This is a genomic window from Ectopseudomonas composti (assembly GCF_900115475.1).
Classification (GTDB): Bacteria; Pseudomonadota; Gammaproteobacteria; order Pseudomonadales; family Pseudomonadaceae; genus Aquipseudomonas; species Aquipseudomonas composti.
Map to the genome: position 1 here is coordinate 47,014 of NZ_FOWP01000001.1, position 14,806 is coordinate 61,819.

At 57.6% G+C, this 14,806-nt stretch carries 13 protein-coding genes; 7 read left to right on the forward strand and 6 right to left on the reverse strand.

The genetic code is table 11. The features are described from left to right. Window positions 1-66: 66 nt before the first annotated feature. Complete coding sequence (thiO, locus tag BM059_RS00230) at window positions 67-1,170, reverse strand: glycine oxidase ThiO (protein ID WP_074935949.1); 1,104 nt, start codon at window positions 1,168-1,170, stop codon at window positions 67-69. 55 nt (window positions 1,171-1,225) lie between these two features. On the opposite strand from thiO, the gene BM059_RS00235 reads away from it, so the two are divergent. From BM059_RS00235 to BM059_RS25700, 7 genes are all read left to right on the forward strand, one after another. After that, window positions 1,226-1,735 carry a GspH/FimT family pseudopilin gene (locus BM059_RS00235; RefSeq protein WP_074935951.1) on the forward strand — a complete coding sequence of 170 codons (510 nt, stop codon included), beginning with the start codon at window positions 1,226-1,228 and terminating at the stop codon, window positions 1,733-1,735. Window positions 1,736-1,880: 145 nt separating this feature from the next. Further along, window positions 1,881-2,306 carry a GspH/FimT family pseudopilin gene (locus BM059_RS25545; RefSeq protein WP_074935953.1) on the forward strand — a complete coding sequence of 142 codons (426 nt, stop codon included), beginning with the start codon at window positions 1,881-1,883 and terminating at the stop codon, window positions 2,304-2,306. Between the two features lie 13 nt (window positions 2,307-2,319). Next, complete coding sequence (gene pilV / locus BM059_RS00245) at window positions 2,320-2,859, forward strand: type IV pilus modification protein PilV (RefSeq protein ID WP_074935955.1); 540 nt, start codon at window positions 2,320-2,322, stop codon at window positions 2,857-2,859. Further along, window positions 2,856-3,440 (forward strand): PilW family protein, encoded by a 585-nt coding sequence (locus BM059_RS00250; RefSeq protein WP_074935957.1) that lies wholly within the window; start codon window positions 2,856-2,858, stop codon window positions 3,438-3,440. The genes pilV and BM059_RS00250 overlap by 4 nt, the downstream gene beginning before the upstream one ends. Before the next feature lie 4 nt (window positions 3,441-3,444). Next, window positions 3,445-3,882 carry a PilX N-terminal domain-containing pilus assembly protein gene (locus BM059_RS00255; protein WP_074935959.1) on the forward strand — a complete coding sequence of 146 codons (438 nt, stop codon included), beginning with the start codon at window positions 3,445-3,447 and terminating at the stop codon, window positions 3,880-3,882. Window positions 3,883-3,926: 44 nt separating this feature from the next. Then, window positions 3,927-8,465, forward strand: a complete 4,539-nt coding sequence (locus BM059_RS25030) for a PilC/PilY family type IV pilus protein (RefSeq protein WP_139220691.1) — start codon at window positions 3,927-3,929, stop codon at window positions 8,463-8,465. 8 nt (window positions 8,466-8,473) lie between these two features. After that, on the forward strand, window positions 8,474-8,845 hold the full coding sequence (locus BM059_RS25700; protein WP_074935963.1) for a type IV pilin protein: 372 nt from the start codon (window positions 8,474-8,476) through the stop codon (window positions 8,843-8,845). A 96-nt stretch (window positions 8,846-8,941) separates the two neighbouring features. Here BM059_RS25700 and ispH read toward each other — a convergent pair whose 3' ends face one another. The 5 genes from ispH to ribF form a co-directional block, all read right to left on the reverse strand. After that, window positions 8,942-9,886 (reverse strand): 4-hydroxy-3-methylbut-2-enyl diphosphate reductase, encoded by a 945-nt coding sequence (gene ispH / locus BM059_RS00275; protein ID WP_074935965.1) that lies wholly within the window; start codon window positions 9,884-9,886, stop codon window positions 8,942-8,944. 138 nt (window positions 9,887-10,024) lie between these two features. Continuing rightward, window positions 10,025-10,462 carry an FKBP-type peptidyl-prolyl cis-trans isomerase gene (locus tag BM059_RS00280; protein ID WP_074935967.1) on the reverse strand — a complete coding sequence of 146 codons (438 nt, stop codon included), beginning with the start codon at window positions 10,460-10,462 and terminating at the stop codon, window positions 10,025-10,027. Next, a complete protein-coding gene (lspA, locus tag BM059_RS00285; RefSeq protein WP_074935969.1) occupies window positions 10,459-10,968 on the reverse strand; it encodes a signal peptidase II in 510 nt (169 codons plus the stop codon). Before lspA ends, BM059_RS00280 begins: the two co-directional genes overlap by 4 nt. Beyond that, a complete protein-coding gene (gene ileS, locus BM059_RS00290) occupies window positions 10,961-13,792 on the reverse strand; it encodes an isoleucine--tRNA ligase (RefSeq protein ID WP_074935971.1) in 2,832 nt (943 codons plus the stop codon). The genes lspA and ileS overlap by 8 nt, the downstream gene beginning before the upstream one ends. Further along, entirely contained in the window at window positions 13,789-14,739 is a 951-nt protein-coding gene (ribF, locus tag BM059_RS00295) for a bifunctional riboflavin kinase/FAD synthetase (protein WP_037004220.1), read from the reverse strand. Before ribF ends, ileS begins: the two co-directional genes overlap by 4 nt. Window positions 14,740-14,806 lie beyond the last annotated feature (67 nt).

The following is a 14,806-nucleotide window of genomic DNA, read 5'->3' on the forward strand; positions in this document are numbered from 1 at the left end:
AATCACGGGGGTGTAGGAACCGGCTTGCCGGCGATCAAGACAGCCCGCGTCACCGTTGACGAGCCACTACTGCAACCGCCCCGAGGGCGCATAAGGCGCCGGATCGATGATCGGCTCACGCCCAAGCATCAGATCAGCCAGCAACTGACAGGAGGCTGGTGCCAGCACTAGCCCATTGCGGAAATGCCCGCAGTTCAGCCATAGACCTGGATACGAAGGCACTTCCCCGATAAAGGGAATGCCTTCCGGCGAGCCGGGCCGCAGGCCGGCCCAATGCCCCACTACTTCGGCATCCCTGAGTGCAGGCAAAAGCTCCTCGGCCGATGCTTTCAGGCTTTCCAGCGCGTTATCGGTCGGCGTCTTGTCGAACCCTGCATACTCCAGCGTGCTGCCAATCAGGATATGCCCGTCACGCCGCGGAATCGCATAACGCCCCTTGGCCAACACCATGCTTGGCAGAAAATCCTCGGCGCATTTGAAGAGAATCATCTGCCCTTTCACTGGCTCGACCGGTAATTCCAGACCAAGCGTCTTGAGCAACTCACCACTCCAAGCGCCAGCGGCCAGCACCACGCGATCAGCGCGGATCTCGCCAGCAGCGGTAGTCACACCCCGAATCTGTCCATTCTCCTGAATGAAACCAGTGACCGGACAGTGCTCACGCAACTCCACGTTAGGCATGGCCGTCAAAGCCGCTCGCAGCGCTTTCACCAAACGCGGGTTACGCACATTAGCCACACCCGGCATATGAATGGCGCGCTTGAAGCCAGCCCCCAGAACAGCAACCTGGTCATACGCCTCAGCGATATCCACCGCAAACAGCTCACGCCCAACACGTGCAGCCCATGCCAGCGCTTCGGCCTCATCATCCAGATCCAGCCAATACAACCCGGTGACATGCACCTCGGGATCGATCCCAGTTTCGTCCAGCAATCGCTGACCAAAGCCTGGGTAAAAGTCCTGCGACCAATGCGCCAAGGCCGTCACCGCCGCGCTGTAACGCCAAGGATAGAGCGGTGAGACGATACCCCCACCGGCCCAGGAGGATTCGCGGCCGGTCGCCCCCTGATCGAGAATGCACGTCTGCATCCCCGAACGTCCTAGCAGAAACGCCGATAGCATCCCTATCGCCCCCCCCCCAACCAACAACACCTTTCCATCACTTTTCATGCAGTGATCCTGAGCTACTCTGTTCTACACAACCAACTGGCAAGGATGCTGGAATATGCCCCGAAAAATCTACGGGCGAACGCTCATCGAAACGATGTGCGCACTCGCCGTCATTGCTCTTCTTCTGATGATCGCGCTCCCAAATCTACAAAACCTGATTGAGAGCAATCAGCGCACCCAAACCAACAATCAGATGGTTGCCACACTGCTTCACGCGCGCAGCAACGCCGTGTTCTCGCGGCAAATCATCACCCTCTGTGGTGGGCAGCATGACTGCTCGGGAGCTCGGGAATGGCAGAGTTACCTAGTGGTTTTCATCGACAAGAATGCCAATGGGAAAATCGACCCCGATGACGAAATTCTGCACCAAACCGAAATCACCAAAGATTTCTCTTGGCACTGGAACAGGGCAACCGGATACATCCAGTTCGAGGCTGACGGCTCGACACGGGCCCTGAATGGCACTCTCACGCTTTGCAAAGACAATGTTCCGCAGAGCCAGATCGTGATAAGCCTAGCTGGTCGAAGCCGAATAGAGCCTGCCAGAAGAGGCGCGAGTTGCTGATCACCAAGTGACTTGCATCACACTTCAGCATTGGAGAACGCACCTCATCCGCCAATTTGTCCGCCTGTCCGACTTGAGCAGGCTTGAGAGTGGCCGATTGCTAAATTATCCACGTATTTTTGGGTTAATCGTGGCCGGAGCGCTCATGAGATCAAGTCGAGGGTTCACACTGGTAGAGCTGATGATAGTGCTTGCCATAATTGCCATCGTCGCAGCGATTGCCGTCCCTAGTTACCAGAGCAGCATTGACGCTGGGCGCAAAACGTCAGCGATCAACAATCTACTCGGCGCCTTGCAGTTCGCCCGGAGCGAAGCAGTCACGCGTCGCAGCGACCAAGTAAAGGTATGTGCTAGTGGCGGCGGTAGCGGCTGCAGTGGTAACGACTGGAGCGCAGGTGGCGTAGTGCTCGACGGTGCGACACTGCTACGCGCTATTCCCCCAGCCCCCGGAGTCACCATTACGGGAGATGCCATTACCTTCAATGATGACGGCACTACAACTGCCAGCAGCATCAGCATCGCGGGAAAGAGCATCTCCGTGAATATTGTCGGCGCAGCCAAACTCAACTGATAAGGATACGACGATGTACAGACCATTCTCCTCGGCTCAACGAGGTTTCACGCTGATTGAGGTGATGGTTGCCGTGGTAATCCTAGCCGTAGGACTTCTAGGCATGGCGAGTCTGATGGCCCGTAGTCAGAAGTCCAACGAGAGTGCCTACTCCCGAAGTCAAGCAACACTGATGGCCTATGACATCGTTGAACGCATGCGCACCAACCTAATAGACCCAGCCAGTAGCGACAGGAAATACAAAGTGTTGTTCGTTACCGAGAGCAGTAGTAATACCAGTCAATACGCTTTCAGCAGCCTGCCAAGCTGTACTGCCCCGACAGGAGCCCTCCCCGCCGGAGGTGCAAGCAGGGCTAGTCACGACATTGCCTCCTGGTGCTCTTCCTTGAAGTCAAGCCTGCCCAGCGTGGATGCAGCAAATACCAAGATTTCGTTCGACACCAGCAAGCTGGATACGCTGGGAATTGCCAAGGTTACCGTCAGGATTCAATGGCAGGACAATAGCAAAGACGACGGCCAAACTCAGTACGTCGAAGTGGTGACCTCCTTATGAAAGCTTTTAAGCAGCATGGTCTTTCCTTGATCGAAGTAATGGTTGCCTTGGTGATCAGCACCATTCTGATTCTGGGAGTTACCGATCTGTTCAATAGTTCGCTCATGTCAGGTAGAAGCAACTCGGAGCTCGCCCGTATTCAAGAAAATGGTCGTCTTGCTATGGAAGTAATAGGTGCAGACGCTCGCCTGGCAGGCCTACAAACCTGCACAACCAATAATTGGAAAGCTGCATCTATCGAAGATGCAGTAACACTCGACAGTAACCAGAAAGCTTTTAGTGTGAAGTACATCGACCCGAAAAATTGTGGCGACATTGGCGCAGCTCAGCAAACTGTCACTTACACCTTCGCCAACAATAGCCTGAGCAAAGCGGTTAACGGCAACCCGGCACAACCCTTGCTGGGCGACAATCAAGAGCCTGTTGATGGGAGCTTCACACTACTACCAGACAACAGTTCTCCTGAAACCGCTAACGCGGTGCAAATCACTATAAAGGTGCAAAGCTCGCAAGCCAATTTCACTGCCCGTGAATTCAGCTCCACCTATGAATTCAAGAATCGCCTCATCGCCCGAGACTGAGCCCATGAACGCATCCAAACAAAAAGGCATGGTGCTGCTGGTTAGCCTCATTCTTTTACTCATGCTGACCTTGATTGCCATAACGGCCTCCAACCAGGCCAGCCTTCAACTGCGTATCTCCTCTAATAGTGAGCAGCGTAATATGGCCTTCCAGGCGGCAGAAGCCGGTATAGCGAGCTGGGTCAGCGTGTACTTCACCGAATCAGACAGCTCGAAACTGCCCACAACGGACACCAGCGGCGAAACCAGCTTCAATGTCGTATCAAATAAATCTCGCTGGGATGTTGCCTGCCCGGGAGGAAATTTGGGCTTCGGCAGCGGAACGCCACGAATGGACTGTTTCGATCTGACAGTCGAAGGCGGAAGTGTTTGCGAAAACGGCGTCTGCGCAGTGAAAAGCATTCATCGCCAGGGCGGACAACGTCGGGGGGATATCCAATGAAACCATCAAACACCTTTCATCGTAACGCCATCAGGACATACGCAATGACGCCCTTCCAGTTCGTGCGCCGCACCAGTGTTTTCAGCCTGGTAGGCATGTTGATACTACACAGTGCAGTCAGCGTGGCCGACGATACCGAAATTTTCTTCGGTACACGCCCAGATAACGACACGCGTCCCAATGTGCTGTTCATCCTCGATGACTCAGGCTCTATGGGCTGGTGTATCAACAGCAACCGAACCTGTAATACCGACAACAGGATGAAGGCCCTCAAGGACACGATGGCCAACTTGCTCAATACCACCAGCGGCGTAAACGTTGGCCTTATGGTAATGAACAACTCGGCTGGCACACCGGGCGATGCTAGTGTGCAACGTCTTTTGCAACCCGTCGATAACATCGATGCGCCCATAAACGTCAAGGTGTCCAGCCCGGAAATAAAAGCCAGCGCTGACGATGCCAGTCGTTATAACGGCAGCAATAACATCAGCGATCCGACGCTGGTGATGGGCTACATTCAGAATCCCACCGGCACAGGCACTGTCGTACGAAGCCTGGGCGTACCAAACACCTACTCGAACGACAACACGACTTACTACCTGCGTAACGACGTCACCTGTTCGGTAAAAATGGATGCGACCAGTGAATGCCCTGCTGGTAAACTCACCGAACTCAACTCCGGCAGCGGTAATGCAGGGCAAGACGGCCTGCTCCTATTCCGAAATCTGAATATTCCCAAAGGCGTAACAATTACCAGCGCCACTCTCAGTCTCACCCCGGTTACGGCAACAGCTTCCACCGCGTTCAACCTGAGACTAGTCAACTCGAAAACCCCCGAAGCATTCAACCACAGCTCTCCGCTGGTCAGTACATTTACCGCTAACACCGTAACAGCCAGCACTGTTAGCGCCGGAGTTCACAGTCTAAACGTTACCAGCCTGCTGACAGCGCAACAGAATCTTACCCCCACTCTCAACCCTATTGGGGACTTGGCAATCCGGCTGCGCTCGAGCAACCGCAGCAATTTCACCTATGCAGTAGGTGACGTTGACAATGCACCACAACTGATCATTACCTATACCGGCGCCGAAAATACTGAGCGCACCACAGGTCTGCGCTTCCAGACGGTCAATATTCCGCAAGGTGCCACCATCACCCGCGCCACCCTGAACTTCGTACCGGCCAGCTCGGACGACCGCACGGTGAGCTTCAATGTCGCTGCAGAAGCCAGCGACAATGCCAGCGACTTCAGTGGTGGCGATTTCTCCTCACGCAGCAAGACCACCACTACGACCTGGACTCCCGCCCCCTGGCGTACCGCCAATCCGCCGATCTACACGGAAAGTGGCGCCGATGTCACGGCGCAAGTGCAGACAGTGGTCAATAGGAGCGGCTGGTGCGGCAACAATGCCATGGCCTTTATCCTGACGCCTAGCGGAGGCGACGGCAGTCGTACGTCAATAAGTCAGGATGGCAACGACGGTTTCAAGCCAACCCTCAGTATTAGTTATACCGGAGGTGACTCCGGCTGCATGAGGCCCATCGCTGACCTCAGCCTACTTGAAGACAAGGACGATGCTCGCCAATACAGCAGCAGCAGTAGTCGAAGGACGACAGTAACGGTCAACGACAGCACAATGCCGTTCAATGACACCTACACCTACATAGGCGCGCGTTTTCAACAGGTACCGTTCAAAAAAGGCGCTACTATTAACGAAGCCCGCCTGATCGTCACACCTAGTAGTGCCAATAATACAAGCGTCACAGCCAACGTATATTTTGAGGATGTAGGTAACTCGACAGCATTTAGTACAGCGAATAATGATCTCGGCAAGCGCGCAGCCAGCACCACAAGCAGTTGCACTTTTACCAGCCAAGGGCCGGGTATTCCAGTCGTCTGTGAAGCCCCAGGTCTAAAAACGGCGCTTCAGAATGTACTTAACCGTAGCGACTGGCAGGATGGCAATGCTCTAAGTGTACTGATAAAACAGACCTCTGCCTCTGCCGATCTTAGACTGAACGCCTTCGAAACCAGTAAAGCAGCGGCCATTCGTTTACAGGTCAAACTAGATAAAGCAACCGATTTGACTGACAACACCTACAAGGTACGTGACTATCTCAAAGGCGTAGTCAGCGATATGCAGGCTAATAGTGGCACACCGATCGTTGATCTGCTCTATCAAGGCGCTAGTTATTACACAGCCCTGTCCGGCAAACACAAAGGCCCGAGCAGTCCGATTGAGAGCAGTTGCCAAGCCAACTACTTGGTTCTCATGACTGATGGCCAGGCCAATGGCAACAGCACTACTACTATCAATAACGCCAAGAGCCTGATCAGTGGCGCATGCGCCCGCCGCGACAGTGGAGAGCAAACCAACGGAGAAACATGCGGCGTCGAAATTGCCAAATGGCTGAACAGTACCGACCAATCCAGCACTTTGGATGGCGATAATCTGGTAACCACTCATACGGTAGGCTTCGCCCTGCAGGCCAGCGCGGGCGCTAAGAAGTTCCTGGCTGATATAGCCACGGCAGGCGGAGGTAAAGCCTACACTGCAGATGATGCAAACGCCCTGGCCAACGCCTTTAACAGCATCATTCAGGAAGCACTAGCGACCGATACGACCTTTGTCAGCGCCACTGCTCCGGTGAACTCGTTCAACCGCCAGGATCACAAGGATCAGTTGTACTTCTCCTTGTTCCGGCCTTCTACAACTGATCGCTGGCCAGGAAACCTGAAGCGCTACCGCATGGGCATTCAGAACGGCTCACCGCTTGTGTTGGATCAGGACAACACCGCAGCTATCGACGCTAACACCGGGTTCTTCCGGAGCAATGCCCGTAGCTGGTGGTCGACTGGCAATGACGGCAGCAACGTTGCAGCCGGAGGCGCAGCCAATAATCTGCCAGCCCCCAATACTCGTAATCTGTGGACAAATATCGACGGCACCAAAACGCTAAATAGGCTCGATACCAGTCTGACAGCTGCACAAATTGGCGCAGCCAATAATACCGAGCGAGACACCCTCATCAACTACATCAGAGGCTATGAAACCGGAACCACCAGCCTACGCCAAGCACTCGGGGATCCGATCCACTCTACCCCGAGCGTGGTGAGCTACGGTTGCAACGCCAAAGACAGCGAGGGTAACTGCACCAGCGAAATCCAAAGTGCGATCATTGGCACCAACGAAGGCTTCGTGCAGATGTTCGACACCAACACGGGCGCAGAACAATTCGCCTTTATGCCAAAAGAGCTGCTAGGCAACATCAAGCGGCTGTCCGCTAACGCCAATACCGGCGATCTTTCCCATGTATACGGCATGGACAACAGCGTGACTGTATGGGCAGAGGACAGCAACGAAAACGGCGTAATTGACGGTAGTGAATTCGTCTATGCCTACGCCAGCATGGGTCGTGGCGGGCGCAACCTCTACGCACTCGATATCACCAACCCCACCTCACCGAAGATCGAATGGATCATTCAAGGTGGCAGTGGTGACTTCACTAAGCTGGGGCAAACTTGGTCTGCACCTATCAAGACCAAAATCAAGGTCGGCAGCACCATCACCGATGTGCTGATCTTTGGCGGCGGCTATGACACGAACCAGGATCCGCTGAAGAACCAGGCCAACGTGCGCCGCACCGATACGCAGGGCAACGACCTGTTCATCGTCGACGCCAAGACAGGCAAAAAACTCTGGTCAGCCTCCTCGGCCGGCATAGACATGAAATACAGTGTTCCCAGCAAAGCCACTGTGATAGGCCTGCAGACCGATGCTACCGGCCAGCCTGTTCTCAACCCGGAAGGACTGGCCACTCAGATTTTCGTCGGTGACATGGGTGGCCAGGTATGGCGCTTTCTGATCAACAATGGAGGCTCAGGCAATAGCCTGGCCAGTGGCAATATATTCGCCAGCGTTGCCGGCGCAGGCGAAGCAGACGCACGCCGCTTCTACACCGAACCTGCGCTTGCACTTCTCAGCGCGAACAACAAGATATATCTGACAGTCAATCTGGGTTCTGGCTATCGCGGCCATCCACTCGACAAGGTCATTCAGGATCGTTTCTATTCTTTCCGCACGGAAGACCTGAACAAGCTGGGTACGACCTTTAACGAAAGTAGCCTATATAACGCGACCAACCTGTTGACCGCCGATCCAGATCAGCAGAAGGCGATCCTGGCTAAGAACGGTTGGTATATCACCTTGGGTGCAAACGGCGAGAAAGTCCTATCCAACACCTTGGCCATTGCCGGTAATCTGTACTTCAACACCTACCAACCGGTGGTTGCACAAAACTCCTGCCGTGCAACACAGGGCGTTTCGCGTGGTTATCGAGTCAACTTGCTTGATGGCACAGCAGTTGACAGTACACGCTCCACAATACTGAAAGGCGCAACCCTGCCATCCAACCCGCAGGTATACTGTAAAGGTGATACCTGCTGGGCCTATAACGACCCCTCTCAGCTGGCTCCCATTGGTACTGGCGGTGGTAATGGCAACGGCGATGGAAAACCAACACCGTATGACATGGCCAGCAAGAGCCGCCTGTACTGGACTGACAAATCTGAAGAGAAGTGAGCAACGGCATGAATAGGCAGAGTGGCTTCACTTTAATTGAGCTGATGCTCACTTGTGTAATATTGGCAATTCTCGCGTCGATAGCGCTGCCAAGCTATTTCAGCTACGTCGAGAAAGCACAGTGCGAAGATGGCAAGGCTTTGCTGAGTAGTGCGGCACAACAGATGGAGCGCCGCCGAGCAGAAAATGGTGGGAGATACGATGCGAACACCGCAATCAACAGCAGCAGCACGGTTTTTGCTGTAAAAGCCAGCGATGTAACTGCTACGACTTATACGCTGACTGCATCGACGACATCTTCAGCTCGTATCAGCGGCGATATGACACTCACTGCGGCTAACGCACATGGTGGCTCACTCACAGCCAAATGCGGGTGGTGAAAACTAGCCGCAAGGTGCGTTGAAATAAAGGCGCGAAAAAGATAACCCTCTGCTCTCCAGTGGAGGCAGAGGGGGTTATCTTTTTACAATGAACAATTAAATTGCTTTAACCCGCAACTCCTTCGGCATCGAAAACGTAATGTTTTCCGGCCGCCCATCCAGCTCAGTCTCCCCCGCCGCCCCCCAGGCGCGCAGTTGTTCCACTACACCACGCACCAGCACCTCCGGGGCCGAGGCACCGGCGGTGATGCCAATACCCTTCACACCCTCGAACCACTCAGGCTTGAGATCTTCGGCGCCGTCGATCAGGTAGGCCGGTGTGCCCATACGCTCGGCCAGCTCGCGCAGGCGGTTGGAGTTGGAGCTGTTGGGGCTGCCGACCACTAGCAGTACATCGCACTCGCTGGCCAGCTGTTTGACCGCGTCCTGACGATTCTGCGTGGCATAGCAGATGTCGTCCTTGCGCGGGCCGCCGATGGCCGGGAACTTGGCACGCAGAGCGTCGATTACCTTGCTGGTGTCGTCCATTGACAGGGTGGTCTGGGTGACGAACGCCAGGTTCTCCGGGTTGCGTACTTCCAACTCGGCGACGTCCGCCTCGTCCTCTACCAGGTAGATGGCGCCGCCGTTGCTGACGTCGTACTGGCCCATGGTGCCTTCAACTTCCGGGTGACCTTCGTGACCAATCAAGACGCACTCGCGCCCTTCCCGGCTGTAGCGCACCACTTCCATATGCACCTTGGTCACCAGCGGGCAGGTGGCATCGAAGACCTTGAGGCCGCGACGGTCCGCTTCGTCGCGCACGGCTTTGGAGACGCCGTGCGCACTGAAGATGACGATGACGTCATCCGGCACCTGGTCCAGTTCCTCGACAAACACCGCGCCGCGGGCGCGCAGGTCCTCGACCACGAATTTGTTATGCACCACTTCATGGCGTACGTAGATCGGCGGGCCAAAGACTTCCAGTGCACGGTTGACGATCTCGATGGCACGGTCGACGCCGGCGCAGAAGCCACGGGGATTGGCGAGTTTGATATGCATGCTGGCTGTCTCGGTATTGATCGAGGAACGAAACGACGCTATCGGTCGCTCCCGGAAGGTACAGCCTGCGCGGGATAAGCCCAGGCTGCAACAAGAGGTTCGCGGCTGAAGCCGCTCCTACAAGAGCCGCAGCACGGTCTAGAGCGCCTTGACCTCGATGATCTCCACATCGAAGTCCAGCACCTTGCCGGCCAGCGGGTGGTTGAAGTCGATGGTGACCTGCTTGTCATCAAACGCCTTGACCACGCCTGGCAGCTCGGTATTGGCGGCATCGTTGAAGATCACCAGCAACCCTTCGGACAGCTCCATGCCCTCGAACTGGCTGCGCGGCATGACTTGCACGTTCTGCGGGTTCGGCTGGCCGAAGCCCTGCTCCGGCTGGACTTGCACGCTGCGTTTGTCGCCGGCCTTGAAGCCGTACAGCGCCTGTTCGAAGCCCGGCAACAAATTGCCGTCGCCGACCCTGAAAGTCGCTGGTTGCTTGTCGAATGTGCTATCGACCACATCGCCGTTTTCCAACTTGAGGGCGAAATGCAGGGTCACTTCCCTGGCCGGACCGATGCGTACGTCTGTCATTGCGCAGCCTCCTTCACGGACTTGTCGCTTTTGAACATATCCAGCGCCAGCAGAATGGCTCCAATGGTGATGAAGGTGTCGGCCAGGTTGAACGCCGGGAAGTACCAGCGGTTCTGCCAGTGCACCAGAATGAAGTCGACCACATGGCCAAGCACCACACGGTCATACAGGTTGCCCAACGCGCCACCCAGCACCATGGCCAGCGCCACGGCCAGCAGAGTTTCGTGACGTTTGAGGCGCTTGAGCCAGACGACCAGCACGCCGCTAACGACGATAGCGATAGCCGCAAAGAACCAGCGCTGCCAACCCGCGGCATCGGCCAGGAAGCTGAACGCCGCACCGGTGTTGTAAGCCAGGGTCCAATCGAAGTAACCCGGAATGACTTCGATGCGCTGATACATGCTCAGCCCGCCCTCGAAGATGTCCTTGGTCACCCGGTCGACGACCAGGATCAGCACACTCAACAGCAGCCAGGGCAGATGCCCGAAACGCGAAACGTTAGGCATGCTTGCGCACCTCACCGATGCCTTCGATGTTGCTCACACAACGGCCACACAGCTCCGGATGCGCGGCATGGCTGCCGACATCGGCGCGGAAGTGCCAGCAGCGACCGCACTTGGCATGGGCGGACTTGAGGATCTTCAGCTTCAGGCCTTCGACCTCGGTCACTACCGCATCGGCCGGCGCATCGGCCAGCGGTGCGGCCTGCGCCGCCGAGGTGATCAGGGCGAAACGCAGCTCGTCGCCGAGCTTCGCCAGGTCGGCCTGTTTGGCATCATCACAGAACAAGGTCACTTCAGCCTGCAGGCTGGCACCGATGGCCTTGGCCGTACGCAGGTTCTCCAGTTCCTTGTTGACCGCTGCCTTGACCGCCATGACGCGATCCCAGTAGGCGCGATCAAGCTCGAAACCTTCCGGCAGGCGCTCCAGCCCCGTGTACCAGGTACCCAGCATCACCGATTCGTTGCGCGCGCCTGGCAGGAACTGCCAGATTTCCTCGGCGGTGAAGGCCAGGATCGGTGCGATCCAGCGCACCAGCGCCTCGCTGATGTGGAACAGCGCGCTTTGGCAGGAACGACGCGCCACGCTGTCAGCGGCAGTGGTGTACTGACGGTCCTTGATGATGTCGAGGTAGAAGCCGCCCAGTTCCTGCACGCAGAAGTTGTGCACCTTGGAGTAGACGTTCCAGAACCGGTAGTCGGCGTACGCCTCGATGATTTCTTCCTGCAGGCGCAGAGCAGCGTCTACCGCCCAACGGTCGAGGTCAAGCATCTGCTCGGGCTGCAGCAGGTCCTTGGCCGGATCGAAACCGTTGAGGTTGGCCAGCATGAAGCGCGCGGTATTGCGGATACGCCGGTAGGCGTCGGCGCTGCGCTGCAGGATCACCTTGGACACGGCCATCTCACCGGAATAGTCGGTAGAGGCAACCCACAGGCGCATGATGTCGGCGCCCAGGCTGTCGTTGACCTCCTGCGGTGCAACCACGTTGCCGAGCGACTTGGACATCTTACGGCCGTTCTCGTCGACCACAAAGCCGTGGGTCAGCAACGCCTTGTATGGCGCGTGGCCGTCGATGGCGCTACCGGTCAGCAGGGACGAGTGGAACCAGCCGCGGTGCTGGTCCGAACCTTCCAGATACAGGTCGGCGCGCGGGCCGGTGGCATGGCCCATATCGTGCGAGCCACGCAGCACGTGCCAGTGCGTGGTGCCGGAGTCGAACCACACGTCCAGGGTGTCGTTGATCTTGTCGTAGTCAGCGGCTTCGGCGCCGAGCAGCTCGGCAGCGTCGAGCTTGAACCAGGCCTCGATGCCTTCCTGCTCGACACGCTTGGCGACTTCTTCCATCAGCTCGACGGTGCGCGGGTGCAGCTCGCCGGTGGCCTTGTGCAGGAAGAACGGGATCGGTACGCCCCAGTTGCGCTGACGCGAGATGCACCAGTCGGGACGACCGGCGATCATGCTGTGCAGGCGCGCCTGGCCCCAGGCCGGGACGAACTGGGTCTGTTCGATGGCAGCCAGCGCACGCTCACGCAAGGGGGCACCCTGCTTGGGCTGGGTGTCCATGCCGACGAACCACTGTGCGGTGGCGCGGTAGATCAGCGGCGTCTTGTGGCGCCAGCAGTGCATGTAGCTGTGCTGGATCGGCTGATGCTTGAGTAGTGCACCGACCTCGGCCAGCTTCTCGACGATGGCCGGGTTGGCCTTCCAGATGAACTGGCCGCCGAAGAACGGCAGGTCCGGGGTGTAGACGCCATTGCTCTGCACCGGGCTGAGGATGTCGTCGTTGCTCATGCCGTAGGCTTTGCAGGTGCGGAAGTCGTCCTCGCCATAAGCCGGCGACGAGTGGACGATACCGGTACCGGCGCCCAACTCAACGTACTCGGCCAGGTACACCGGCGAGAAACGCTCGTAGAATGGATGACGGAAGCGGATCAGCTCCAGCGCGGCACCGGGAGCGGTGGCGATCACCTGACCTTGCAGGCCGTAGCGCTGCAGGCAGGACTCGACCAGCTCCTCGGCCAGCAGCAGGATGCGCTCACCAGTGTCGACCAGGGCGTAGGTGAACTCCGGATGCACGTTGAGCGCCTGGTTAGCCGGGATGGTCCAGGGCGTGGTGGTCCAGATGACGATGGCGGTCGGCTTGCTCAGCTCGCTGAGGCCGAAGGCGGCGGCCAGCTTGTCTGCGTCTTCGATGGGGAAGGCGACGTCGATGGCATCGGACTTCTTGTCCTGGTACTCCACCTCTGCCTCGGCCAGGGCCGAGCCGCAGTCGAAGCACCAGTTCACCGGCTTCAGGCCCTTGAACACGAAGCCCTGCTTGACCATCTCGGCCAGGGCACGGATCTCACCGGCCTCGTTGGCAAAATCCATGGTCTTGTAGGGGTTGTCCCAGTCGCCCAGCACGCCGAGACGGATGAAATCGGCCTTCTGCCCTTCGATCTGCTCGCTGGCGTAGGTGCGGCAGCGCTCGCGGGTCAGGTCCGCCGGCTGGTTCTTGCCGAAGGTGGTTTCGACCTTGTGTTCGATCGGCAGGCCATGGCAGTCCCAACCCGGCACATAGGGCGCGTCGAAGCCGGCCAGGGTCTTGGAGCGGGTGATGATGTCCTTGAGGATCTTGTTCACAGCATGACCGATGTGGATGCTGCCGTTGGCATAGGGCGGGCCGTCGTGCAGGACGAACTTCGGCCGATCTTCGCCAATCTTGCGCAGCTTGCTATACAGACCAATATCGTTCCAGCGCTGCAGGGTCTGCGGCTCGCGTTGCGGCAGGCCGGCCTTCATCGGGAACTGGGTATCGGGCAGGTTCAGCGTAGCTTTGTAGTCGGTCATTTCGGGCTCTTCATCAGCGGGTGGCTCTGCCAATATTCACGGGCAGCGGCGATATCAGCGGCAATCGCCGCTTTCAAGGCCTCCAGCGAGGCGAAACGCTGCTCATCACGCAGCTTGTGGTGGAAAGCCACCGAGAGGCGCCGGCCATACAGATCGCCGGCAAAATCCAGAAGGTGCACTTCCAGATGGGCGCTGCCGTCACCGGCAACGCTGGGGCGCACGCCGATATTGGCGACGCCTGGTTGAATCACGCCATCGACTTCACAGCTCACCAGATAGACGCCGGTCAGCGGCACCTTGCGCCGCTTGAGCTGGATATTGGCAGTCGGTGCATTGAGCTGGCGACCGAGCTTCTGCCCATGCAACACGCGCCCGGCAATGCGGAACGGCCGACCGAGCAAGGCTTCGGCCAACTCAAAATCGCCATCGACCAACGCCTGGCGCACGCGCGTACTGCTGACCCGGCCGCCCAATACTTCGACTGTGGTCGAGGCATCGACACTGAAGCCGTAACGCAGGCCTGCAGCCTGGAGAAATTCGAAATCGCCGGCGCGGTCGCAGCCAAAGCGGAAATCGTCGCCGATCTCCAGGTCCTTCACCTTGAGCCCATCGACCAGCACGCGCTGGACGAACTCGGCGGCCGACAACTCGCGCAGGCGGCGGTTGAAGGCCAGGCACAGCACCATGTCGACGCCTTCGGCAGCCAGCAGAGCGAGCTTGTCTCGCAGGCGGGTCAGGCGCGCCGGAGCGGTGTCCGGCCCGAAGAACTCACGTGGTTGCGGCTCGAAAATCACCACGCAGCTGGGTACGGCCAATTCCGCGGCACGCTCACGCAAGCGCGCCAGGATGGCCTGGTGCCCACGATGAACGCCGTCGAAATTACCGATGGTGACCACACAGCCCCGCGCCTGGGGCTGCAGGTTATGAAGACCTCGAACCAGCTGCATAGCACGCTTCTTGTTCACAAAGTGGCCGATTATACGCACAGCAGGCCATGCAAAACAGGCATCGCGA